Consider the following 21,372-nt stretch of genomic DNA (forward strand, 5'->3'; position numbering starts at 1 on the left):
CCTGCCAACACCCTGCAATGCCCTTCGCCAGCAAGGCTGGCTCCTACAGGGGTCAGGTTTGTGCAATTTTCTTCAATACCCCCTGAAAGGCCGTCGACAGACTACGGCTTTCCCTTCACACGAAAACCGCCCCATGGAACAGTTCCTGCTCATCGCCGCCGCCCACTTCCTCGCCCTGCTCTCCCCCGGCCCGGACTTTTTCCTGGTCGCCCGCACTTCGGTCAACGCCGGTTGGCGCGTGGCCAGCGGCGCCTGCCTGGGCATCGCCCTGGCCAATGGCCTGTTCATCTGCGTGGCCTTCGCCGGGGTGTCCATCCTGCACGATGGCAGCGCCTTGTTCATGGCCCTGCAACTGGCAGGCTGCGGTTATCTGATCTACATCGGGCAGCTGTTCCTGAGGCATGCCGGGCACAGCAGCCTGGCCGGTGCGCAAAGAACTGGCGCGGGATCACCCGGTGACTGGCTTGCCAGCCTGGGCATGGGCCTCGCCTCGGGCGTTCTCAACCCGAAGAACGCGCTGTTCTATGCCAGCCTGGCGAGCCTGGTCGCCAGCGAAGGGGCCTGGCTCAAGGTCGGCTACGGTCTCTGGATGTTCAGTATCGTCCTGGCCTGGGACCTGCTGGTCGCCCTGGCCATCGGCAACCCGCGGGTACTGCGCCGGTTCGCCCGGCTGCTGCCGTGGCTTGAGCGGGCGTCCGGAATGATGCTGATCCTGCTGGCAGGCGGCGTGCTTATTCACCTGGCATGGGGTTGACCAGTGTCAGCGATGCGAGGTCGAGCAAGCTGAAGTGACCACTGCCCCAGCCGCCGGTATCGAGGTGCCAGACATTGCCAAGCACTTTCATCCGGAGCAGCGGCGTATGCCCGACCACCAGGGCACGCAGCCCTTCGACCCACTGCTCGTCACCCTCCCGCAGCCGCCGCCGCGACCACTGGCAGATTTCCCGCACATCAGGGTCGTCGTCGTTCTGCAGGCTCTCCTTCAGTGCCGCCCAGTCACTGAACGGGCTGTCGGCATGCAGCAGGCCGATCGGCCCATGGAAGGTTTCGACCTCCAGCGCGATGGGCATCGTCAGGAACGCTTCCACGAAAGGCTCCTGCTCATGCTCCGGCAGGTCGATAAACCAGCCACCCCCCGCCGCACGGTACATGTCCAGGTCAACCCGCCCGCCATACAGGTGATTGATTGCCAGTGTCTCGTGGTTGCCCTGCACCGCATGAAACCAAGGCTCGGCCAGCCATTCCAGGGCTTTCTCGCTGTCCGGCCCACGGTCGACCAAGTCGCCCACGCTGAACAGGCGATCGACCCGCGGATCGAAACCCACGTCCTCCAGGCAGGCTTGCAAGCGCTGGAAATGCCCATGGATATCGCCCACGGCCAGGTCGCGCCCGCGGGTGTTGGCGGCTATCCGCCGATAACGGCTCATTGCATCGTCCTCTGCGACTTCCCCGGCACAGGCGTAAAATGGTCAGGCAGACCGTCCACACCCGGAGGTGCAGCATGCGTACCACCCTGGCCTGTGCCGTACTGATGGTGCTGGCATTTGACAGCATGGCACAGGGCACCCCGGCCGCACAGGTCGAGGTGCAATTCGAACACCCGGAGAACTTTCGCGATGCCAGCCTCGACAGCGCTGGCTACGAGCATGGCGCCGAGACCCAGGTGATGCAGGCCATCACCACCCACCTGCAGAAGCTCGGCCAGCGCTACCTGAAACCCGGCCAACAGCTGGTCATCGATATCCGCGACATCGACCTGGCGGGGCGTTTCGAACCCTGGCACAGCCGCGCCTACGATGTGCGTTTCATGCGCGATATCACCTGGCCCAGCATCGACCTGGTCTACACCCTCACCCAACCCGGCCACCCCGCCGTTCAGGCGCAGGAACACCTGAGCGACAAGATGTACCTCAGCCGCCCCGGCCGCCAGGCCAGCGGTGACCGCCTGTTCGCCGAGAAGGCCCTGCTCAGCGACTGGTTCCGCCAGCGCTTCGCCCAGTTGCCGCCCTCCTGAACTCAATCGCGCAAGCGGGCCAGCGCCAGCGGTGCGATCAGCCTGTGGAACGGCGCCACGGGCAGCATGTAGAGCCACCCCAGCAGGTTATGGGTGCGCACCACCGTGCTCACCAGCACCTGGCACCGGCCGTCGGCCATGGGTCGACGCTTCAAGGCGATGTGCACATCCAGATGCCGATCACAGTGCCATCGCCCCGAAGGCCCGCCTCCTGGTCAGTACCTGCGTGAAGTGCAGGCCCATGCCCGCCGTGCTCATCGCCACTACGGCCTGTTCGCCGGGACACTGCTTACCGTCGTGCTGGGGTTGCTCTGCGCCTGGCTCGGTTGAGCCCTCAGAAGTCCAGTGCCAGGCTCTGTCGCCCTTCCAGCGCCAGCAGGAACTGTTTGGCCGGCAGCCCACCCGCAAAACCCGTGAGGTTGCCGGACGCGCCGATCACCCGGTGGCACGGGGCGATGATCGAGATCGGGTTGCGCCCGTTGGCCGCGCCAACCGCCCGCACCGCGTCGGGGTTGCCGATCTGCCGGGCGATGTCGCTGTAGCTGCGGGTCTCACCGAAGGGGATGGTCAGCAGCGCCGCCCAGACCTGGCGCTGGAACTCGGTGCCGGCGAAGTCCAGGTCCAGCTCGAAATGCTGCCGCGTGCCGGCGAAGTACTCGCCCAGTTGGCGGGCGGTTTCACGCAGCACGGGATGATGATCATCGCGGTGCAACTCGCCCAGCCGCACGCGGTTGCTGTGCTCATGCTCCCAGAGCACGGCGGCCAGGCACTCGCCACGGGCCACCAGGGTGAGGGTGCCGACGGGGGAAGACTGTAGCGTGAAAGCGTTCGACATGGCGGGCTCCTGCCGGGAAAAAACGATGGCCCACTCTACGCATCCCTTCGCGGCGATGCATCCGCATTCTTGCCCGCTTCTTCATGCCCGGGCCGAAACTTGGCCCAGGCATGAATAAGTTGGCTAGGCCCGCGAACACATGAGCGCGGCGTCGAGCAGGCGCCCATTGTCGTACCAGGCATCGCGCTGGTAGGCGAGGAACTTGTACTGCCCATCCACCTGCCGCATCTCGACCAGGCCAGAGGCTTTGTGAGGGTCGGTGCTGTCGACGAAGAGCTCAACCGTGTTGTTGCTTTGCTGCAGGTAAGTCTTTGCACCACCTTGCAACTCACCTTGTACGCAGCCCAGGTACTGCGGCGGGTTCTTTGCGGTCATGCCGGACGTGTAGTCATGCCCTGCGCGAACATCCGTGTTGTTCGCGCAACCGTCCAGCAACAGGCTGGAAACACTGGCCAGCAGCAACACCGTGAAAACCGCCTTCGACCGCTTGACCCTCACTGAGCCTTTCATGCGACACCTTCCGATCCCCCACCGAGAAACATTGGAAGCTGAGAACCGATTGCCCTTTTTAGTTATGAAGTCGCGGTAGACACCCAAATGCTACGCTAGCTAACTATTTTAGCCGCGCTGGGTCGCCACGCTATGCAGATTCGCGATAGCCATCGGGTGGCTTGAAGGGGCCAAAGGCGTGACTGCAACGTTCATCCGCATGGGCCGCACCGCTGGTCTGCCATGCCACTCAGGTCAGCGAAACAGGCGTCTACTGGTGGGCAGTCCCTGTGGCACGACCAAGAAGACACCCCCGAGGTGCACGCCCATGAAACACATCCATAAGTTGGTGCAGCAACGTCGTCGACAATTGCATGTGCATATGTCGCCCAGCGGGTTGCAATCCACACCAGACGAAAGCTGGCCGATGTCGGCACGCAGTGCCCCGGCGCAGGAAGGTCGCAAGACCATGGATAAAAGACAGGCACTCGAAGCGCTCGACCATGGACTGAACAACATAGCCAGCTTGCACGCCGCCAAATTGACCGCCCGGAAGGTAAAATCCACGGCCGCTGTACAAACCTGAGCGTGTTGCCGTCAGGTTCTTTATTGTCAGTGAGCACTCCAGGTTTGCTATCGTGGCGCCTCAGAACTTGGCGGCACGGAAGCAGCACGCATGGCGGCATGGAAAACCCTGGTCGTTGCCCTCCTGGCAACGATCACCGCACAAGGTTTGGCGGACGAAAAAAAGGTACATACGAAGGGGTCATGTTGATGATAACGATACTCCCTTTCACTCCCTTGACAGCAACCACCGCGCTTTCCGAATCGGCGAAGGACAACTTCAAGCCCGCCAAGGCCGATGCACTCACCTTCATTGGCTCAGGGGGCGAGATACGAGGGGCGCAGTTCGAGCAGGCCGTCCGTTACTATCACGCTGCCCACGACCCTGCGCCCATGACGGATGATCAGCTGGCCCTCGCGATAGTGACGGCATTCTGAGCCATTGCTGCCCTCTGCCAAGCGCCCCCTGTATCGCCTGAACAACCAGGCAACGCCCTCGCCCGGTAGTACCCCAGGCTCAATAACGGCGATGAGGATCGTTGTAGGCGCTCCAGTCGAAGCCGAAGTGCCCACTGTTACTGCCCGGATTGTAGTTTTCCATCAACACGTTGCGTTGCACCGTGTCCCAATCCAGCGGCGGGACGGCATTGCCCGACGGAACGATGACCCGCTTGCGCTGGGTGATTGCCGACAGGTAGTACAGGTCGACCCGCGAGCCCACCGGCTGGGTCTTGCTGTAGGCGAACACGTTGGCATTCTGCCGCCCAGCCGAAGTGGCGTTATGCGCATAGACCAGCACGACCTGGTAGATGACAAAAGTCCCAGGCCCCTTCATTTCAGTGGTATCGGTAAACGACTGCGTGGTGGACCAGGACTCGCTGCGTGTAAACCCGGTGGAAATCTCCGAACCCACGTTGACGATATCGATGTTGGCGCCAACGCTGTACTTGGCGTTGACACTGGATTCGAAGGATTGGGTGTGGCCCTTGGTCAGCTGATAACTGAGCGTGGTGGTCACATTCTGGGGAATGGAGATGGTCTCCACATATTGCAGATAGGCAAACACAGGGCGGGTATAGGTGCCCCAATTCTGCTTGCCGATATAGATATCGCCATAAACGGTGATACCGTCCACCCAGCAACCTTGCTTGGGTGAGCTGTAGTCCAGCAGATAACCATCGATTGCAAAGTCGCCCTTCTTGGTCGGGTACTGATCGAAGCTGCCAGACAGGTTGGAAGTCAACGCGGCGCGAGTGCTTACAGCCTCCTTGCTCACCTCGTCAAGTTCGATCGAATGGCTCTGAGGCTGGCCCAACTCTTCCTTGATCGTCATCGTCCTACCCTCGTTGAATGAGTTCAAAGTGCCAGATGGCGCTGCGAAGTATCGAAGGTTGCACAGGATGCTCAAGGCCGTTTTGCCGCGTCGCACATGCAGTGATTGGCGCCGGCAGGCGTAAGCACACCGCCCGCCTTCATTTAATTCAACGACTTGCAACGAGATGTACCCCGAAAGATTTGGCAACATTTCCAGATCGCCAGATTGCCAGGTCCGTGAAACTGAACGTGACGGATGCTGTCTGTTTGCCATCGGTCAGACTAGGGTTTGTACGAAAAGTCGTCGAGCGGCGATCAGGCAAGGCGAAAACAGGCGAGGAACGGTCGGAGTCGCGCACGACTTGACTGGTTGTCAATGAGCATTCCGAGCCTGTTTTCAACGCAGCATGATCGTCGCGCAGACACTTTTCGTACAAAGCCTAAGGTCGCCCGACTCGACTTGCGGGCTGACAGGATCCACATCGCGGCTCCCTTCCAGGACGGCCTCGACTTCCCAGTTCACCCGCGCGCCCCCTCTGCGGGGGCAGCTACCACTTATCAAGGCTGAAAGAGCGAACCATGAAACACAACATTCTCCTTGTTGCCGTCTGTGCAGCCCTGCTTCAGGCGTGCACCCCGGCTACCACTTCCCATGAAGGGTCGCCTTCCATGCCCACCACTTCCTCGTCTGTCGCAGCCCAGCCAGCACTCTCGGCCTACTACTGGAACCTGGCATCCGCCAAAGATGCTTCCGGCAATCCAATCGCCAGCCTGGACAATGGCGTCGAACGCAAGCTGCGGCTGAACTTCTTCGACAAGAAACTGAACATCAGCGGCGGCTGCAACGCTCAGTTCGGAGGCTACAGCTATCAGGACGGTTTACTGAAGGTGCAGCCACTCGCCTCGACCCTGATGGCCTGCGACAAGCGCCTGATGGACCTGGATGCCCAAGTCGGCCGCCTGTTCAAGGGTGACCTGCGCACGGTCATCACCACGACCGGCCCGGAGCCTGAGCTGCAGCTGACGGCTCAGGACGGCTCGGTGCTGAAGTTCCAGGGTGAAGCCACCCCAGAGACCCGCTACGGGAGCAAGGGCGAGATCAAGTTCCTGGAGGTGGCCGCCAAGCAGGTCAAGTGCAGCCACCCGCTGATCCCGAACTACCAGTGCCTGCAGGTACGCGAACGCCGTTATGACGACGCCGGCCTGCAACTGCCGACCGAAGGCACCTGGCATCCGCTGTACCAGTCCATCGAAGGCTATGAGCACCATGACGGCGTGCGCACCGTGTTGCGAGTGAAGCAATACGAATGGAAGAACCCACCCGCCGATGCTCCATCGCAAGTCTACGTGCTGGACCTGATGGTCGAGCAGGACGCTTCGGGCAAAGGCAAGTAAGCGCACCGTTGGTTGCAGGCTGATGTCAATCTGCCTGCAACCTGATAATCATGCCGAGCAGTCATCCGATCGATGCCTGTGGTGAAAGAGCATGGGCTCAGCCGTCAGTCCCCATACAACTGTCTTCATACCTATGCGACAATGCGCGCAATGTTCGGCCTCAACCCCCGCATTTTTCGCCCAACAGCTCGGGCACAGCGTGCAAATGCTCTCATCGGCGTATGCACGCTGGATCAACTCGTCAAGCGACTGGCAGGAGCTCGAAAAGCTCCAGATTGGTCCGAAATTGCTCCGTAGCTGCAAAGACGCCACGTAAGTTATTGATAGGTAAGGCACTTGATCTCCACCGCTAATATCACCATGCAGTTCGGCTCCAAGCCGCTGTTCGAGAACGTCTCGGTCAAATTCAACAACGGCAACCGCTACGGCCTGATCGGCGCCAACGGTTGCGGCAAGTCGACCTTCATGAAGATCCTCGGCGGCGACCTGGAGCCCTCCGGCGGCCAGGTGATGCTCGAGCCGAACACCCGCCTGGGCAAACTGCGCCAGGATCAGTTCGCCTACGAAGAGTTCACCGTGATCGACACCGTGATCATGGGCCACGAGCAGCTGTGGAAGGTCAAGGCCGAGCGCGACCGTATCTACTCGCTGCCGGAAATGACCGAAGAAGACGGCATGGCCGTCGCCGAGCTGGAAACCGAGTTCGCCGAGATGGACGGCTACACCGCCGAATCCCGCGCCGGCGAGCTGCTGCTGGGCCTGGGTATTCCGCTGGAGCAGCACTTCGGCCCGATGAGCGAAGTGGCCCCGGGCTGGAAACTGCGCGTGCTGCTGGCCCAGGCGCTGTTCTCCGACCCGGACGTGCTGCTGCTCGACGAACCGACCAACCACCTGGACATCAACACCATCCGCTGGCTGGAAACGATCCTCACGGCGCGTAACAGCACCATGATCATCATTTCCCACGACCGTCACTTCCTCAACAGCGTCTGCACCCACATGGCCGACCTGGACTACGGTGAGCTGCGCCTGTTCCCCGGCAACTACGACGAGTACATGACCGCCGCGACCCAGTCCCGCGAGCAGTTGCTGTCGGACAACGCCAAGAAGAAAGCCCAGATCGCCGAACTGCAGACCTTCGTCAGCCGCTTCTCGGCCAACGCCTCCAAGGCCAAGCAGGCCACCTCGCGCGCCAAGCAGATCGACAAGATCCAGCTGGCCGAGGTCAAGCCGTCGAGCCGGGTCAGCCCGTTCATCCGCTTCGAGCAGACCAAGAAACTGCACCGCCAGGCGGTGATCGTCGACAAGATGGCCAAGGCCTTCGACGACAAGGTGCTGTTCAAGGACTTCAGCTTCACCATCGAAGCCGGCGAGCGCGTGGCCATCATCGGCCCCAACGGCATCGGCAAGACCACCCTGCTGCGCACCCTGGTCGGTGAAATGACCCCGGACAAGGGCGAAGTGAAGTGGACCGACAGCGCCGAAGTGGGCTACTACGCCCAGGACCACGCCCACGACTTCGAGGACGACGTCACCCTGTTCGACTGGATGGGCCAGTGGACCAGCGGCGAGCAGGTGATCCGCGGCACCCTGGGGCGCATGCTGTTCTCCAACGATGAGATCCTCAAGTCGGTGAAGGTGATTTCCGGGGGTGAGCAAGGCCGCATGCTGTTCGGCAAGCTGATCCTGCAGAAGCCCAACGTGCTGGTCATGGACGAACCGACCAACCACCTGGACATGGAGTCGATCGAGGCGCTGAACCTGGCGCTGGAGAACTACCCGGGCACCCTGCTGTTCGTCAGCCATGACCGAGAGTTCGTGTCGTCGCTGGCCACTCGCATCATCGAGCTGACGCCAGATGGGGTGGTGGATTTCAGCGGCACTTATGACGACTACCTGCGTAGCCAGGGTGTGCTGGTCTGATCTGAAGCGAACAGCGGCCTGCACTGCCGGTCGCGTAGCTTGACCCCGCCGCTCGCCGGCAAGCCGGCTCCTACTGACCTCGTAGGAGCCAGCCTTGCTGGCGAACACCGGCAACGCCGGTGCCATACACCGAGTTGTCTGACTCGCCGGCAGGCCGGCTCACAGGGAACGGCTTTGCCAATGGGGGCTGTCCTCAGAGCAGCAGATTGCCCCGCTCCTCTTCGGTCAACTGGGCCTTCGCCCGCTCATCCAGCGCTCCGGCGCCCAGCACCTGCACCGGGCTCTGACGGTTGTACTGCGGGTTCAGGCTTGCCCCGTCCTGCCTCGGCACCAACCTTTCCCCCCCAAAACCCAGCACCTGCACGGTGATCACCGACGGCTGCCGCGCCCTGGCCGCCGACTGCTGCTGACGGCCAGCCTCCTCCGCCGCCTGGGTGGCCGACGAGGCCGCCGCGCTGGCCGAGGCGATCGCCCCGGTATTCACCGAGGCCACCACCGGCATGCCCTTGGCGTCGCCCTGGACCTGGATGTTGGCGGCGTTGACCACCTGCAACGCGGCGATGTTGACGTTGCCCGACACGCGGATCCCGGCCTCGCCGGCATCGATGGTGCCCAACGGCGCGATCAGGTCGATGTCGCCCGGCGGCACCTCGGCGATCGGGTTGAGCGTGGCGATACCGGCACCGGTGCTGGGTACGCTGGGCGCCAGGCCGACGTTGCCCCACAGGTCGTAGGTGCGTTTGGGCGGGGTGTAGACCACGGTGGTCTTCGAGCCGCGGCCGGCATTGATGTCGCCGCTGGCCGACCAGCCGAGGATCGAGCCGCCGAAGGTGGTCATGATGCGGCTCTGGCCAAGCAGGATGCTGCCCTGGGCATACAGCTGGATATCGCCGCTGCCCTGGGTGATCACCCCGGCGCTGGCCGGTGGCGCCGCGCCCTCGATACCGAACACCTGCTGGCCGCCTGGTGTCAGCACCTGGATATCGCCACCGAAGTCGGTGTGGATACCGGAGCCGCCGTGGAACGTAGCGTTGCCGCCGTAGCGGATCAGGTTGCCAGCCACGTCGCGCTCGGGGAACAGCGCGGCGATGGCCTGCCGCCCGCGCAGGTAGCTACTGGTGCGTGGACCGTCGACGTCGTTGTATTCGCGCCCGCCCTCGCGCAGTTCTGCGAAATACACCTGGCGGGCGAAGATACGCTGCTGTTCGGCGGGCAGCGTGGCGAACAAGGCGCGTGCCGCTTCGCCGTCACCCTCGAAGGCATGGCGCTCGCGCAACCAGCCCTGCAACGCGTGCTCGTAGACTTTCGCGACCTTGTCCGGTTGCCCGCCCAGTGGCTGCGACGGGTCGGCCAAGCGTGCCGGGTCCAGGTAGCGGCGCAGCAGGCCAGCGTAGTCGGGGCCGTGCTCGCCGGCACCGACGATCAGCGCGATGGAGGCGCCATCGCTGCCGCCGCCACCCACCCGGCCGATGCTGTTGATCGCCGCTTCCTGGTAGGCCGAACCCACACCCTGCCCCGACTGGAACAGGTTGCGCCCGGCTACCACTTCCAACAGCCCGGGGCCTGCGACGTTGAAGGTGCTCAGGCGAATATCGCGCCCCGCGCTGACCAGCGACACGTCGTTGCGCTCGCCATGGATGATCAGGTTGCCGGTGGACTGCACCGTGCCCTGGTTGCTGAACCGTGAATGGGCAAGCTCACCCGGTGCGTCACGCCGCCCCTCCAGGGGCACGCCGGCATTGACGATGTCGCGCCCGGCCATGATCCGCGTCGGCCCTGCGCCCTGGTACAGCTTCAGGCCGCTGCCGCTGAAGGTGATCAGCTCGCCGGTGTTCAGGCCGACGATGTCGCCTTGCAATGCGTAGAAGCGCGAAGGCGCGCGCGGATCCGCCGCCACGAGCGAGTAGGTGTTCAGGCCATAGGTGTACAACGGGTAGCTGCCCCGCTCGCCGGCCAGGTCGCCATGCAGGTTGCCGGCCTTGGTCTGGCCATTGGTCAACCGGCCCAGGAACGCCGGGCGCTCCGGTGTGGCGAGCGGCGTGCTGTCGGTGCCGGCCTGGCTGATCACATAGCCACCGGCATAGATCGAGTTGCCGGCCAGCAGTTGCAGTTCGCTGTTGGCCGACGGCGCGGTCATCAATGAGTAGGGCGAACTCTGGGCAATGCCCATATCAGCGGCGGAGCTGCCGTAGTACAGGCTGCCATTGGCCGCGACCGCGCGCAGGGCGGTCGGATAGAACAGGCGCCCGCCGTCGAGCGACAGGTTGACGCTGGCGCTTCTGCTTTCATACGGCGCCACCACCGGCACCAGGTTGCCGCCCGCGCTGAGCAGGTCGACCGCGGTGTCCGCCCGCCACAGCGAGAACCAGCTGAAGCCATCGGCCTTGTAGGCCCGGCCATCGTCGCCGGTGAACGGCAAGGTGTTGTACTGCGCTACCCGGCCAGCATCGCCGACACCTTGCACCACCACATCGCCGCGCGCCTGCAGGCGCACCGCGCTGTCACCCGGCGCCAGCAGCAACCCGCCAAGCGCGCTGGCACGGGTGGCGGTGTAAGGGTCGTAGGCGCGGGACTCGTGGGTATCGTGGAAGTTGTTGTAGCTGCCGTATTGCGGCTGGATCACCCCGACGCTCGCCGCCTCGACGCCCAGGGCGCCGCGCAGGTTGACCAAGGTGCCGGCCAGGTCCGTATTCACCTTCGCGGCCGCGACTGCGCCCAGCCCCGGGTTGAGGCCGCCACCCACGCGCAGGTCGAGGTCGCCGCCACCGGTCTGCACCACCTGGCCATCGGCAGCGACCCGGCCACTGCTGGCCACCACCAGGTTCAGGCCCTGGCTGCGCTCGATGGCGGACAGCTGCGCGTCGCTGGCCTGCAGCAAACCCGCATCCCCCGCCACCGAGACGGCCAGGTTGCCGCCGCCCAAGGTACCGATGCCGGTGAACCCGACCAACCACGGGTCGACGGGGTCTGCGCCCGGCTTCTGCGCATAGGTGCCGAAGTTGATGCCCCAGGCCGCCGGCGTTCCCGCCTCGCGCTGGCCCTGGCGCCACAGCCAACTGCCGACGCCGGCCGTGACCTGCTGTGGACGGACACCGCCCGCCTCCTGCTTGCCGACCATCAGGTTGCCGGTCAGGTTGCCGCCCGCCTCGATGCGCACGTTACCGCCCTGCTCGGGGTACCAGGCACGGAAATTCTGCGCGGTCACCGCCTCATAGGTGGCACCGGGCGCGCCCAGCAGTGAACCGTCGGCTTGCTGGCCGCGGGCGATCAGGTACGGGTCGCGGCCGTCGACGAGCAGCGCCGGGGCCTGGGTGCCGGCGGTGTAGACGCCGAACAGCGAATCCATGCGCCAGTCGCCGGCACTGATCAAGTCCAGGTCACCGGTGCCGGTACGCAGCACGCTGAACAGCTGGGTGGTCGGCGTGACCACGATGCGCTCGGGCTCAGGCTTCGGCTGGCCGGGGTCGTCGATTTCGCGACACCAGTCAGGCACCAGCTGGCAGAACACCAGCTGGTCCTCGGTCACCGGGTCGCCGGCCGGGAAGCCTGCGCCGTTGTCCGGCGCCCAGACGATGATCTTCTTGGGTGGCGCGGCCACGCACCAGTCGGGCACCAGTTCGCAGAACACCAGTTGGTCCTCGGTTACCGGGTCGCCGGCCGGGAAGCCCGCGCCGTTGTCCGGCGCCCAGACCAGGCCCGGCTTGGGCGTAGTCGCCGGCACGCACCAGTCGGGCACCAGCTCGCAGAACATCAGCTGGTCCTCGGCCACCGGCTCACCCGCCGGGAAGCCCGCGCCATTGTCCGGCGCCCAGACCATGCCGGTGCCCGGCGCGGGGCCGCCGCCACCGGTCTTGACCTGGCCGGCGATGTAATGCTGGTCGGCCAGGCGCAGCAGGCCGGCATCCGGTTCCGGACGGGTCAGACGATTGTCGGCGGCGTCCAGGTCGGCACCGGCCACCAGGCGCATCGACCACGACTGCGTGCCTTGCGGCAACATCTGCGCCAGGGCCCAGTTGCGCCCCTGCTGGCCATTGACCCTGGGGCGCAACTCGATCAGGTCGACGCCTTCGGCCAGTTTCACTTCGGTGCCGGCCGGCAGCCGCGAACCTGCCGCCAGCGGCAAGACGCCCCGCTGGCCGAGGCCGCCCTCGGGCAAGGTGACGCCCTTGTTCCAGGTGCCGCCCTGCACCGCCACCGCCACCGGCAGGCGGCTGCCGGCTTCCAGGCGGCTGCCCTGGGCCAGGGTGACCGCCTCCTTGAGCAAGGTACCGGCGGTGTACAGCAGGTTGCCCGCCTTGTCGTACACCGCCGCGTCGAGCACGGTGCCGGCAGGCAGGTTCAGCGCCGCCGCCAGGTACAGCGCGCTGGGCAGGCGGGTGTTGGCGGGCAGCGTGGTGTCGGCGAACGGCAGGTCGAAGTTGAGCACGCTGCCCCCCGGGTAGCGGGTGCCGTCGGCCAGCTCGATGCCGCTGCGCGGGATCACCAGGTCGCTGTCGAACGGCTGCTTGCCCGGCAGCAGCAACCAGCCGCGGCCATCCATGCGCGCCTCGTCGCTGGCGAACTCAGGCGGCGCGAAACCGTCGTTGATGCTGCCGTAGACTTCCAGGTTGCCGCCGGCACGCAGCACCAGGTTGCCGACCTCGCCCGAGCCGTAGGCCAGGGTTTTCTGGAAGGCCGGGTTAAGGCTGGCGTAGCGATGGCCGGACAGATCCAGGTCGCCCTGGACGATCAGGTCGGTAGCGCTGTCGACGGTGGCGATCTCCACCCCCGGGCGCAGGTGCAATGCCTGGGCATAGGTGCTGTTGTTCAGGCCGGCCAGGCGGTTGTCGAGCAGGTCGCGGTTGCCCAGCAAGGCATTGATGAACAGCTCGCTGCGCTGGTGCTTGGCGTCGAGGTAGGCCTGGTCGATGAACTGGAACGGCCTGCCGCTGGCCGCGATGCCGCCATTGGGCGCATCGGTGTAGCGCTGGCTGCCCACCACCGCGATGCTGCGCGCCCCGAGAATGTTCAATGGCCCCCGGGCCTCGAGGGCAATGTCGCCGGCAATGTCGCTGACCTGACGCGGGGCGGTCAGTTGCAAGGTACCGAGCGCACGCCCGTCATGCTGGCCCGGGCCGCTGCCGGTGCTGGCCGTGGTGCCATGGCGCAGGTCGAAGGTCGCCCCGCTGGCCAGGGTCAGTTGCCCATTGCCGCTGTTCAGCTCGATCAGCGCCCGGTTCGGCGCCTCGATGATCGCGCCGCGGCTGTCGACCCGCAGCACGCTGCCATGGGCGTCCAGTTGCCCCGTGCCGGTCACGGTCAGACCTTGCTTGGCGGCCAGGCGAATGCTGCCGACCTGCTCGCCGCTGGCATCGATCCGGCCGGCGACGGTCAACTGGCCGTTATCGAGGGAGACACTGATGTCATGGGCCTTGAGCTCATTGCCGATGACCAGGTCGCCCTGGCGGATCTGGAATGCACGACCACCGAACACCTGGTCACGGTTCAGGCGCTGGTTAAGGCCGGCGAAGTCGTCCAGTTGCCGGGCGCGGATGTCCACCGCGCCCTGGGCGTAGGGCACCAGGGTGCCACCGGCGTTGTAGCGGCCACTGGCGGCACCCAGGTTCTGCCCGAGCAGCTCGACGCGCCCGCCCCGCTCGCCCAGGGCGATCGCGCTCAGGCGCCCGGCGCGGTTGTTGCTGGCGCTGAGGTCGACCTGAGCGCCGGCAGCCTGGCGAATATCACCGTCGCGGCTGCGCAGCGCCAGGTCGCCGCCCCAGCTGTAGCGGGTCACGTCGTTGAAGGTCAGGGCACGGCCCGCCAGGTCGATGCGCGCGTGGTCGCCCAGGCGCAGATCGTCGTTGGCCTCGAGGGTCAGCTTGCCGCTGGGCAGGCTGAAGGTGCCGTCGATGGACAGGCGCTGGCCGCTCAAGGCCAGTTCCGCACCCAGGCTGTCACGACCACTGGCCAGGGCCGTGCCGCCATCCAGCACGGTCAGCTGGCCACCCGCGACGATGCGATTGACCGAGCCGGCGGCGCCGGTCCACAGCGGGGTGCTGACCAGCAGGTCGCCGCCACTGTATTGGAAGCCGCCGTCCACGAACGCGCCGCGCTGGTGATGGACGCGCAGGCTGCCCTTGTGGTTGGCGCTGATCTGGCGGCTGGCCTGCAGGGTGACGCCAGTGAAACCCAGCACCTGGCGCGCCATGTCGTCGCTGCCCTGGGGCTGGCTGTTGGGGCCATGGCCGAACGCCAGGCTGCCGACCTGGATGTCCAGCACCCCATCGCCACTGCCGGCGCCCCCGGCGATAGGCGTGCCCGGCAGGTGGCGTGCGCCGTTCCAGATCAGGCTGTCGGTACGCAGGGTGGCCCGGTCGCTGGCGCTGCCATGGCCGTAGATGGCCGGGGTGCCGAGGATCAGGTCGTGCAGGCGATTGCTGCCGGTCTGGCGGTCGTAGGTGTCCAGGGCGGTGGTGCCAAAGAAGTTCAGCGAGTCGGCGGCCGACAGGCTCAGGGTCTCCAGGGCCGGTACCCCTGCCTGGGTGTCGCCGCGCAGCAGGCGGTCGAGCACGGCCTGGTTCAGGGTCAGCCCGTCACCCAGGGTGCCAGTCGCTTTCGCAGCCGCCAGGGCCTCGGCGGAACCGACGTTGATCCGGCCCACCGCCAGCCCCAGGTGCCGGGTACCGAAACGCACCTGCTCATCCAGGCTGAAGCGCTGGTCGGTGGCGGCGAACAGCGAACCTTCCGAATACAGCCGGGTGGTGCCCTGGCAGGCCCCGCTGGGGCAATCGCCGATCAGGATGCTGCCTGGCGCGAAGAGCTGTCCGGCCACTGCCGGCAAGACATCGAGGCGCCCGTTGGATACCGCCAGCAGGCCATGCTGGCTGGGGTCGATGAGGAAACCGTCATTGGCATCGTAGGGCACCCGGCCCTGGCCCAGGGTGTCGATGGCCGCGCCCTGCTCGACGACGATGCCGCCGCCGCTCCTGCTGGTCGAGAGGAACACCTCGCCCGCCCGCAGTTCGGCGCCCGAACGCACGCGGATGGCCGTGGTGTTCTCGGTCAGGCTGAGCAGGTTGCCGCCCTGGCCATAGCTCACCTGCGGACGGGCGCCGATGCTCAGGCGCGGCGCCTTCAGGGCGTTGAGCTCGCTGGCGAGGATCCGCGTCAGGTCAGCCGTGTCGGCCCGGCCGCCGGCCCCGGGGCCGAGGATCTCCAGGTGCTCCGCGCCCATGACGGTCGCACTGCCCGGGCGCCCGCCCTCGGCGGCGGCGAAGTTGGCCTGCCCTGCAAAGCGCAGGGTGCTGGCCGCGTCGTCGTTGGCCCGCAGGCGCAGGGTCAGCCATTTGCCATCGGCTTCGGTCGCGGCGCGCGGCACGCCCTTGGCGGCGGCATCGGCGACGACGAAACGGGCATAGGCGGTCTCGTTGTACTGGGCGTAGCGCCGCAAGGTGTCGGCGGCGGTGAGGATGACCTGGCTGGCGAGCGGCTGGCGGATCGTGGTGTTGGCCACCGACAGGCTGCCCGAAGTGGTCCAGGAACCGTTGCGCATCGCCAGGCTGCCGGCTTGCGTTCCCGCCTGGGCCAGGCCGTTGAGTTCGACGCGGTAGGCGCCCGGCAACAGGGCATAGCTGGCCGGCAGCAAGGTGTAGGTGCCAGCGGCGAGGCCTGGCACGCCGTGGTCGAGGGTGATCCGCTGGCCGATGGCCGGGTCGGCCGCGCCGGAGGCACCCGCCAGGGGCGCATAGTCCTGGGCCAGCCCCGGCACGATGGCGTAGACCGGGTTGCTCGCCAACGACGGCAGCAGCAACCGGCCATTGCCGTCCAGTTGCACCAGTGGGTGGTAACGCGCGTCGGTGGAGCCACCGCGCCCCGAGACGAAACCCGCGCCGGTGAGCTCGCCGCCACCGGACAGGTCGACCAGCGCCCCGGCCTGCACCTCGACTTGCCGGGCACCGAGCATGATCCCGTGGGACGTGTCGCCCGCCGCGCCAATCAAGCTCACCGCCTTGCCGCCATACAGGTAGCTCAGCCCGTCGAGGGTGCCGCCGTACGGCATTACCAGGCCGGCGGCGCTGACCGAGGTGATGCTGCCCGGCAGCAGGCGCAGCCGTTGCACATCTCCCGCCGCGCTGCGTGCCTCGATACCCAGGGCGACTTCACCGAGCGGCGCGCGAACCACCCCGCCCTGCTCCACGGTGCCACCCTCCAGGCGCACGCGACCGAATACCGACTGCGGTACCGCAGGCGTGGCGGTGCCGACCCTGCCGATACGCAGGGTCGCATCCAGGCCCGCCGCGACGGCGCCGAACGCGCCCGTGACCGGGTAGATCTGCGCGGCGAGCAGTTCAAGGTCGGCGTTGCTGGTGAAGCGCCCGCGATCGACGGCCGGGTTGGAACTGCCCAGCAAGCGGATATCGCCTTCGCTGCGCAGGCGCCCCAGGGCGAAACCGCGCCGGTCGAACTGCAGGCTTTGGCCACCGGCCAGGTTCAGACGCCCATGCGCGCCCAGGGTGACTTCGTCGCGCAGGTCGAGCAGGTTGGCCTCGACCTGCAACAGCGCTTCGCTGGCGCGTTGCGACTGCCCGCCCTTGACCGTGGGGCGCGTGGCCAGGTCGCTGCTCTGGTGCGTGCTGCCGGCCAGGCGTACGTAGGGCGCGTGCAAGCGCACCCGGGTGTCGCTGGCCGCGCCTTCGGCGAGCACCAGGGAGCCGGCGTACAGACGCAGGTCCTGGGCCAGCCCCAGGTCGACATCACCGGCAAATGCCAGCACGCCGTCGCTGAGCAGCGCCAGGCTGCCGAAACCACCGGCCTGGACGCGTTCGATGCTCAAGCGCCCCTGGCCATACCGCAACGGCCCTTGCGCGGCCGGGCCGGCGTGCTGCTCGAGCACCAGTTCACGGGGCGCGACCAATCCATCCAGCAATGCCCGGTTGAGGTAAAGCCCGGTGTCCAGCGCCACCGCCAGGCTGCCCGCCGCCGCGCCCTGGCCACCGGAGGCGGCGCTGAACTCGCCGTCCAGGCGCAGGCCATTGTTCGATGCCAGGCTGATGCTGCCACCCGCGCTGGCGACCTGCAGCGGCCCCTGGCCGCGTATGTCGAGGGTCGCCTGGGCACCGTCGGCGCGCAGGCGCGAGCCCTGCTCGAGGACCACGAACAGGTCGGCCGCCTCACTGACACCCTTCGTTTGCTCGAGGTTGCCACCCATGACGATGCTGCCGCCGGCATCCACCCGGCCGTAGCGTCGCCCTTGGCTGTCCAAAGCGGTGTAGGCGCGACCGCCGACGTCGATCAGCGCCTCGCCACCCAGGTGGATCGAACGCTGATGGGGAGCCTCGGAGATACCGGAAGCCGCCAGTGGCGCACGCTCCTGCAACAGGCTCACCGCGCCGCCCGGTGCTTGCAGGCTGCCGTCCAGCGTCAGTTGCGCGGTGCTGCGCAAGGCGATCGATTGCAGCGGGTCGACACGGATCGCGGCGCCTCGGCCAACCACCAACACCGCCGCTTCGCGCTTGGCCTGGCTCAGCAGCACATCACCCGCCGCCAGGCTCAGGCTGGCACCGCCACGTTGGCCAAGGCGGCCCTTGAGCGCATCCTCCTGCAACAGCGGTGGCAACCACAGTTTGGGCTGGTCGACCACCGCGTCACCGGCATCCAGCTGCTCCACCGGCCGGGTCACCTTCACCTGGCTGCCCTCGACCACCCTCAGGCTAGCGCTCGCCCGCACGTTGTACTGGGCAAAGCCCAGGGCGAAGAAATCTTCGGGGAGATAGACACCGGTGGTATCGCCGCGCGGTCCGCCGATCTGCACATGGCCACCGCGGATGTCGAGGGTGCCGGCCCCCGTGCTGCCATACCCTCGCAGCTCGCCACCGAGCTGCAATCGGCTGTTGCCGTCGCTGCTCCCGGTGCTGTCGAAATACGCCGTCTGCAAGGTGAGATTGCCGCCACTGCCACCGAGCAACCGATTGCCATCGCCGCGTACCACGCCACCCGACACATCGAGCAGGCTGCCCTGGCCCAGTAGCAGGTCGCCGGTGCCGCGCAGCACCAGGTTGCCGCCATTGCGCCAGGCGCGTTCACTGGCCTCGCCGTGCTCGCTGCGCACGCCACTGGCATCCAGGCGCACGCCCGCCGCGACCACCACCTGCGCCCGCAGCCCCGCCGGCGTTGCCAGCGCCTGGTCGATCACCGCGCCGGCATTGAGCTGGCCCAGCACGTTGCCCAGGCGCAGCGTGCCGCCCCGGGCGACCAGGTTGGCGTCGACCTGCACCTGGCTGCCATGCAACGCCAGTTGCCCGCCATCGGCCAGGCGCAACGCATCGGCGACCTCGACCCGCTCGCTGGCGGCCACGCTCAGGCCGCCCAGGGCGAAACCGTTGAGCAAGCCGGTGTCCAGCACCAGGCGACCACGCCGTGCCTCGTCCAACGGCGCCAGCAAGGCCACGCCCGCGCTGTCGCCACGGGCACCGTCGCGCAGCAGCACCTGGCGCAGCACCGGGTACAGGCCATGGACCAGCTCCTTGCTCGACGCCTGGTACAACGGCACCTGCTGGCCAATGACCAGCTGCGCGCCACGCGCCTGGGCGGTATGCGCCTGCTGGTAGCCATCCAGCCCGGCCACGGGGGCCTGCTGCTGGCGCTGGTCGCGCCAGGTCTCGCCGATCAACTGGCCATCGAGCAGCGCGGCCTGGGTGGCGACCACCAGGCTGCCGGCATCGCGGCCCACGGTGTAGCCCTGTTCGAAACGCTGCCCTGGGGCGATCAGCGGGTTGTGGAACAGGCGGGTCTGGTTCCAGCGCGCGCTGGTCTGCTCGAAACCCTGGTAGACACCGCTGTACAGCAGGTCGCCCGGCGCGCGGGACAGCTCGTACAGGTGGCCATCCTCGCCGCGCAGCCAGCTCTGGCGGATGACGCCGTCCTGCACGGCCAGGGTGCCGCCGGACAGGTTGAACCGGGCACCGGCGCGGGTCACCAGGTCCTGGCCAGTGAAGGTCAGCGTGCCGCCCTGGGCCATCCATTCACCGACGCTGTGGTTGCGCGTGCCCAGATAGCCGCCGACCTCCAGCAGGCCGCCCGCCGTGTACCAGCGCTCGCTGGCATAGCCATTGACCCCGGCGGCGACATGCACCAGCTCACGCACGTCGACCCAGACATCGCTGTTGATCAGGCCGCCCTTGTCGCGGTTGCCGGCCGCGTCGCGCTGTTCGTTGCCCTGCACATTGATCTTGATGAGGTTGCTTTGCATCGCCACCTTGACGCCCAGGGCGCCGGCCACGTCGATGCCCGCGCCATCCTCCACCAGGCTGCGGCGGCCCGCGCTGACGGCTACCTGCCCGCCCGTGGCGAGAGTCAGCGAGCCTTCCTCGAAGTGCACGGTGCCGCCGCTCACTGCCTCCACCCGCGATTGCTCGGGACGGTCGACGACCGTGCTGAGGTTGTCGAAACGACCGGTCGCCAGGTTGCCTGTGCTGCCATTGAGCAATGCCCGCGAGGCTTCGCGCTGGCTGTCCAGGGCGCTGCTGTCGTCGAGCAGCACGGCGGTCACGCTGCCCTGGCCGAAGGTCACGCTGCCTGTGCTGTCGCTGGCCGCGTTGAGCAGGTGGATACTGCCACGGCGGTCCACTGCGGTACTGGCCAGGGCCACGCCCTCCTGGCGCACCTGATGGCCGGTCAGGGTGATATCGCCGCCTGCGGCCTGGATCAGGCCACCGTTGACGACCGTGCCTGCGCCACTGTCGCCGCGCCGGCTGCTGGCCACCTCATTGCCCCGGGTGGTCGAGAACTGATTGGCCTCGGTGCCGCGCCCCCGACGGATGTAGAAGTCGTCACCCGCCGCCAGGGTGGCCTGGCCCTTGGGGCTGGCGATCTGGCCGTCGTTACGTACCTCGCTGCCCAGCAGCAACACATAACCGCCACCTGCGGTGGAGGTCGCCGGCTCCCGAGTGTGGATCTGCGCGCCGCGCTCGACCACCACCTTGCCACCGGCATTGACGAAGGTGGCCTGGCTGCCGCTGTTGTCGACATACAGCCCGCGCTGGCTGAACTGCTCGTCGCTGACCTGGGCCGCGGCGGCCACCAGGTTGCGCACGTTGACCTGGCTGGCGCCGTTGAACACCACGCCGTTGCGGTTGACCAGCATCACCGTGCCGGCGGCTTCGATCTGGCCGTGGATCTGGCTGGGGCGGGCGTTGGGATCGTTGACCCGGTTGAGCACGGCCCACTGCGCCTGCTGGTCGAAGGTCACCGTGGTGTCGCGGCCGACGTTGAATGTCTCCCAGTTGAGGATGGCCTTGTCCGCGGTCTGCTCGATGCGCACCTGGGTCTTGCCGCCGCTCTGGGCCTGCTGCGGCGCCTTGGCGTTGAGCCAGCCTTGGGTCAGCGGGTTTTCATCGACCTTCAGGCCGCCCTCGCCCAAGCCATTGGGCACCACCTGAGGCTGGACCTGGGCCAGGGTTCGCCCATTGGCCTGGGCCGCCTGCTGGGCGGCGATGGCGGCGACCGTGTTGTTGAGGTTGCTGACCGAGTGCTGGAACTGCTGGTTGATGCGCTGCTGCTGGGCCAGGGGCGGTGGCGAGCCCGGCTGCGGCAGGCCACCCGTACCACCAGAGGTCGCGGCCGGTGCGGTCGAGGCGCCCTTGGCGGCGAACCAGGCCGAGCTGAACGCCTGGCCCGCCTGGGCGCTGCCCGCCAGCAGGCACAAGGCAATGGCCTGGGCCAGGGGCTTGAGCAGCAGAGGTTCGCCGCAAGACTTGCCACGCGGTTGCACGGCTGGGGCTGGAGAGGCTGGCTGGGGCATGCCGCGCGACATCGCTTCGGTTCCTTGTGCTGGGTGATGGCGGCGGTGATGCCGCTTTGC

11 protein-coding genes and 2 pseudogenes are annotated in these 21,372 nt (G+C 66.8%); 7 read left to right on the forward strand and 6 right to left on the reverse strand.

From position 1 onward, the window contains the following. Positions 1–133 precede the first annotated feature (133 nt). Entirely contained in the window at positions 134–754 is a 621-nt protein-coding gene (locus P5705_RS10425; RefSeq protein WP_277460761.1) for a LysE family translocator, read from the forward strand. On the opposite strand, the gene P5705_RS10430 is transcribed toward P5705_RS10425, so the two are convergent. Next, on the reverse strand, positions 732–1,427 hold the full coding sequence (locus P5705_RS10430) for a metallophosphoesterase (protein WP_277460762.1): 696 nt from the start codon (positions 1,425–1,427) through the stop codon (positions 732–734). The two genes, P5705_RS10425 and P5705_RS10430, sit on opposite strands and share 23 nt — an antisense overlap. Positions 1,428–1,501: 74 nt before the next feature. On the opposite strand from P5705_RS10430, the gene P5705_RS10435 reads away from it, so the two are divergent. Then, on the forward strand, positions 1,502–2,014 hold the full coding sequence (locus P5705_RS10435; RefSeq protein ID WP_277460763.1) for a DUF3016 domain-containing protein: 513 nt from the start codon (positions 1,502–1,504) through the stop codon (positions 2,012–2,014). Positions 2,015–2,016: 2 nt separating this feature from the next. Here P5705_RS10435 and P5705_RS10440 read toward each other — a convergent pair. The 3 genes and pseudogenes from P5705_RS10440 to P5705_RS10450 form a co-directional block, all read right to left on the reverse strand. Next, positions 2,017–2,196, reverse strand: a pseudogene (locus P5705_RS10440) (DUF2867 domain-containing protein); the annotation flags it as partial. A 152-nt stretch (positions 2,197–2,348) separates the two neighbouring features. After that, positions 2,349–2,849, reverse strand: coding sequence for a methylated-DNA--[protein]-cysteine S-methyltransferase (locus P5705_RS10445; protein ID WP_277460764.1), 501 nt, complete (start codon positions 2,847–2,849; stop codon positions 2,349–2,351). Between the two features lie 123 nt (positions 2,850–2,972). Beyond that, entirely contained in the window at positions 2,973–3,359 is a 387-nt protein-coding gene (locus P5705_RS10450; RefSeq protein WP_431196939.1) for a hypothetical protein, read from the reverse strand. 307 nt (positions 3,360–3,666) lie between these two features. Between P5705_RS10450 and P5705_RS10455 the strand changes: the two genes are divergently transcribed. Together P5705_RS10455 and P5705_RS10460 are read left to right on the forward strand one after the other, a co-directional pair. Beyond that, entirely contained in the window at positions 3,667–3,924 is a 258-nt protein-coding gene (locus tag P5705_RS10455) for a hypothetical protein (protein ID WP_277460765.1), read from the forward strand. A gap of 182 nt (positions 3,925–4,106) precedes the next feature. Further along, positions 4,107–4,340, forward strand: coding sequence for a DUF2388 domain-containing protein (locus P5705_RS10460; RefSeq protein WP_277460766.1), 234 nt, complete (start codon positions 4,107–4,109; stop codon positions 4,338–4,340). A 79-nt stretch (positions 4,341–4,419) separates the two neighbouring features. Here the strand turns inward: P5705_RS10460 and P5705_RS10465 are convergent, their stop codons facing one another. Continuing rightward, positions 4,420–5,235, reverse strand: coding sequence for a beta-barrel pore-forming toxin monalysin (locus P5705_RS10465; RefSeq protein WP_277460767.1), 816 nt, complete (start codon positions 5,233–5,235; stop codon positions 4,420–4,422). A 650-nt stretch (positions 5,236–5,885) separates the two neighbouring features. Between P5705_RS10465 and P5705_RS10470 the strand changes: the two genes are divergently transcribed. From P5705_RS10470 to P5705_RS10480, 3 genes and pseudogenes are all read left to right on the forward strand, one after another. Further along, complete coding sequence (locus P5705_RS10470) at positions 5,886–6,611, forward strand: META and DUF4377 domain-containing protein (protein WP_277460768.1); 726 nt, start codon at positions 5,886–5,888, stop codon at positions 6,609–6,611. Between the two features lie 102 nt (positions 6,612–6,713). Then, positions 6,714–6,927 (forward strand): annotated as a pseudogene (locus tag P5705_RS10475) (site-specific integrase); the annotation flags it as partial. A 20-nt stretch (positions 6,928–6,947) separates the two neighbouring features. Then, positions 6,948–8,534 (forward strand): ABC-F family ATPase, encoded by a 1,587-nt coding sequence (locus P5705_RS10480; protein WP_277460769.1) that lies wholly within the window; start codon positions 6,948–6,950, stop codon positions 8,532–8,534. A 193-nt stretch (positions 8,535–8,727) separates the two neighbouring features. On the opposite strand, the gene P5705_RS10485 is transcribed toward P5705_RS10480, so the two are convergent. Beyond that, positions 8,728–21,324, reverse strand: coding sequence for a filamentous haemagglutinin family protein (locus P5705_RS10485; protein ID WP_277460770.1), 12,597 nt, complete (start codon positions 21,322–21,324; stop codon positions 8,728–8,730). Positions 21,325–21,372: the final 48 nt, after the last annotated feature.

The sequence above is a fragment of the Pseudomonas entomophila genome, from assembly GCF_029478665.1.
Classification (GTDB): domain Bacteria; phylum Pseudomonadota; class Gammaproteobacteria; order Pseudomonadales; family Pseudomonadaceae; genus Aquipseudomonas; species Aquipseudomonas entomophila_F.

What these genes read in the sequence shown, in the direction of transcription:
- P5705_RS10425 (WP_277460761.1), top strand. Translation starts at nt 134, where the DNA reads ATGGAACAGTTCCTGCTCATCGCCGCCGCCCACTTCCTCGCCCTGCTC.
- P5705_RS10430 (WP_277460762.1), bottom strand. Translation starts at nt 1,427, where the DNA reads ATGAGCCGTTATCGGCGGATAGCCGCCAACACCCGCGGGCGCGACCTG.
- P5705_RS10435 (WP_277460763.1), top strand. Translation starts at nt 1,502, where the DNA reads ATGCGTACCACCCTGGCCTGTGCCGTACTGATGGTGCTGGCATTTGAC.
- P5705_RS10445 (WP_277460764.1), bottom strand. Translation starts at nt 2,849, where the DNA reads ATGTCGAACGCTTTCACGCTACAGTCTTCCCCCGTCGGCACCCTCACC.
- P5705_RS10450 (WP_431196939.1), bottom strand. Translation starts at nt 3,359, where the DNA reads ATGAAAGGCTCAGTGAGGGTCAAGCGGTCGAAGGCGGTTTTCACGGTG.
- P5705_RS10455 (WP_277460765.1), top strand. Translation starts at nt 3,667, where the DNA reads ATGAAACACATCCATAAGTTGGTGCAGCAACGTCGTCGACAATTGCAT.
- P5705_RS10460 (WP_277460766.1), top strand. Translation starts at nt 4,107, where the DNA reads ATGTTGATGATAACGATACTCCCTTTCACTCCCTTGACAGCAACCACC.
- P5705_RS10465 (WP_277460767.1), bottom strand. Translation starts at nt 5,235, where the DNA reads ATGACGATCAAGGAAGAGTTGGGCCAGCCTCAGAGCCATTCGATCGAA.
- P5705_RS10470 (WP_277460768.1), top strand. Translation starts at nt 5,886, where the DNA reads ATGCCCACCACTTCCTCGTCTGTCGCAGCCCAGCCAGCACTCTCGGCC.
- P5705_RS10485 (WP_277460770.1), bottom strand. Translation starts at nt 21,324, where the DNA reads ATGTCGCGCGGCATGCCCCAGCCAGCCTCTCCAGCCCCAGCCGTGCAA.